The organism is bacterium (assembly GCA_024228115.1).
Lineage (GTDB): Bacteria > Myxococcota_A > UBA9160 > UBA9160 > UBA6930.
The window spans coordinates 1-2,765 of the sequence record JAAETT010000375.1 but is presented as its reverse complement, the minus strand read 5'-3'; the positions used below and the strand labels follow the sequence as shown (position 1 = coordinate 2,765).

Here is a 2,765-nt window from a genome sequence, read left to right as displayed (position 1 = left end):
CTCACGCGCCAAGTCCAAGCCTGGCAAGACGATCGCAACCGAACGACGAAGGGCGTCGACTGGCAATTCACGACCCAACAAGCCCGCGTGAAACTGCGACGACTCTACCCCCAGCTTTTGGTGTGACAAGGGACTAGGAGCGCATCGGCATCGAGCTCGAGGTGGTGGTCCTGGGCATGCGCCACGATGGGCGCAATCGAGATCACCAGTGCAACCGCCCACCGACTAGCTCGCTGGCTGGGGCCTCGTCTTCTGCATCTCGAGCCGGTCATCATTTCTTTGGACCCTCACGGAAGACGCGCCTGCTCACTTCCGAGAGGAAGGCGCGCGAGCAGCTCATCCAGCGAGGCGCAGGCTTGCACTCCGCTGGCGAGAGAGAGCGGCGCGCGAGGGAGCGCGGCGCGCACACGGGTTTGGCCCGGGGTTTGCGAGTTCCGGGTCCGGTCCTCTCCAGCGACCTGGGGAAGCGGGTGCCGGCGGAGGGAGAAATCGTTCCACCGAACAAAGGGCTGGCGCGGGTCGTTCCAGCAGCGCGCGTCGATGAAGCCGTCGCCGTCCGGGTCCCCGTCGAGGGGGCTGTGGAACGTACCGAGGTCGCAATCTTCGTCATGCCCTTCGAAATCACAGATCTCCACGTTGCCCGGGTAGCGCGACCGGTCATTGTCGTCGCAGTCGTCTCCACCGCAGCGAATGCTCTTGTGGCCGTCGCCGTCGGCGTCCGGTTCGAGCGTGAGGCACTCCTCCCGGATGCAGGTATCAGCGCTGTAGGGAGGCACGGGCTCCTCGAGGCACGCGAAGCCCGGTTCACAGCGGGGACCTTCGTTGGAGGGAATGCAGCCCAGGTCGTCGGCGCCCCCGGCGCCGGGGGCGCAGAGCTCCTCGCCATTGCACCAGAGGCCGTCGTCGCACTCCTGATCCGACTGGCAGTGGTCCGCCGATGCCGCGGCCGCCCAGGTGATGGCGCACACCAGCAACCCGACCAGGATCACCCACCGGGTTTTCGACGCCCGGCTCCGCTTCAACCGCAGTCGGCCCATCGCTCCGGGTCCGTGTCGTCGCAGTCGCCACCTCTCAAGATGAGCCACTCTCCCTCCTCCTGGGCCTGGCGAATGTCGTCCGGGCACACCTCTAGCGCGCTCTCGGGGTCGCCCCAGCCGTCACCGTCGGCGTCCGAGTAGGCGAAGAACGTCTGCCCCTCGTCGACCTCACCATCGCAGTCGTTGTCCAGACGGTCACAGATCTCGGTTGCATGGGGGTTCACATCGGGTCGGGTCTCGTCGCAATCGTCCCCACGATGAGAGATGGCGTAGGCGAACTCGTCGCTGAGAGCACGGGCGCTGATCACGGCGGTGCTCCGTGCCGTCCGCAAGCCATCGAACTGCGCCTTTCGCGCCATCAAGCTCAGCTGTTGGGTTGGCGCTGCGCTTCCCTCGCGCTGGGTCGTCGTGGCCCGCGCATCGGCCTCGGTGTGCTCGAGCGAAATCTCGGTCTGGGCGGGAGCCACCGGGGGCACGACCTTCTTCGAGCGCGACTTGCGCGGCGCGGGAGCGGTCAGCCCAGTCTGCGTACCCTTGCGCGTTGCCGGAGCGGTCAGTCCGGTCGGCGAATCCTTGCGCTTGCGGGCCTCCGCAGCGACGACCAGCCGACGGCACGCCTCGTCGTTGCCCGCGTTCCCATCTGCCCGGGCTTCTACCCGCGCGCAGAGTTCGTAGTCGCCGGCGGGGAGCTGCGGCGGCACGGAGATGCGGGGGAACCGGTGGGTGTGAGCCGAGCCGGACCGGAGCGCACGGCCCTGCTCGGAGCCCAGTACCGTGCGCGTGCCGGCCCGCAGCAGTTGGATGCCGACGTCGTATCGTTCGGAGGCGCCCTTGCCCCGGTTGCGGATATCCACCCGGACCGGGGCAAGGGTGGCGCCCGCGCTTCCCTTCGAAGGGCCCTGGAGGCCGGTCGCGAGATCGGCCGGGCACGTCCGCGCCGTACTCTCGTGCCAGCGGCCAGCGACCCGGATGCGGAGCTGGCAGGCGCGGCCGCCGACGGGATGGCCGCCGATCTCGCAGGTGGGAACTGCGGCCGAGCCGGGCCTCACCGTCGCACCCAGGCAGTCGGTCGCGCACTGCGGAGTCCGCCCGGTGAGGCCGCGCCCTCGTATCGAGTAGCTCGCACCGTTTCGGACGCAGGTCGGGGTGCTAAGCCCCGTGACCGTCGACACCTTGGGCTTCGAGCCCTTTTGGGCCGATTTGCCGTCCCCGGCGCCGATCACGAGGAGAGCCACGAGTCCGAGCACAGCCGCTCTGTGCGCCATCGAATTCTCCCATGTGCCGCCCCGAAACAGACTGCAACCCGGATGCCACGTTTCTTGGACGCTCCACGCCCCCATGACGCTCCCTGGGGCGGTCTGTCCGTCGTAGAGCCCTGGGCCTGTGGCCGGAATCCTCGTGGGCGCGTCGCAGTTCCGGTGGATGAGGCGATCCGTGCCGCCTGCGTCCCCAACTCGCTGGATTCCCCGCCCAGGGTCTCGCTAGGCCGAGATTCCCCGGGTGTTGTCACTACGGGGCCTATCGGAACTCGAAGATCCGCCTGCCCGTGCTATCTGCCGGGGAGCTGAGAAACCTCGTCGAAGCGGCGATCTAGCTCCAATCCGTCGTATTGAGGTGAAGGCCGGACATTGAAATGGCCCTGCGAGTGTGAGATGAAGGAGTTACGAGGCTTCTCCACCGACACCCAACAAGGCCACTTCAGTGCGATTGATTCAAGGCTCTATTCGG

Annotated in this window: 2 protein-coding genes; both read right to left on the bottom strand. The window is 67.5% G+C overall.

Features of this window, described 5'->3' with window-relative positions; all coding sequences use genetic code 11:
* Positions 1–287 precede the first annotated feature (287 nt).
* A complete protein-coding gene (locus tag GY937_16595; GenBank protein MCP5058323.1) occupies positions 288–1,037 on the bottom strand; it encodes a hypothetical protein in 750 nt (249 codons plus the stop codon).
* Positions 1,019–1,396 (bottom strand): hypothetical protein, encoded by a 378-nt coding sequence (locus GY937_16590; protein ID MCP5058322.1) that lies wholly within the window; start codon positions 1,394–1,396, stop codon positions 1,019–1,021. The genes GY937_16595 and GY937_16590 overlap by 19 nt, the downstream gene beginning before the upstream one ends.
* Between the last annotated feature and the right edge of the window lie 1,369 nt (positions 1,397–2,765).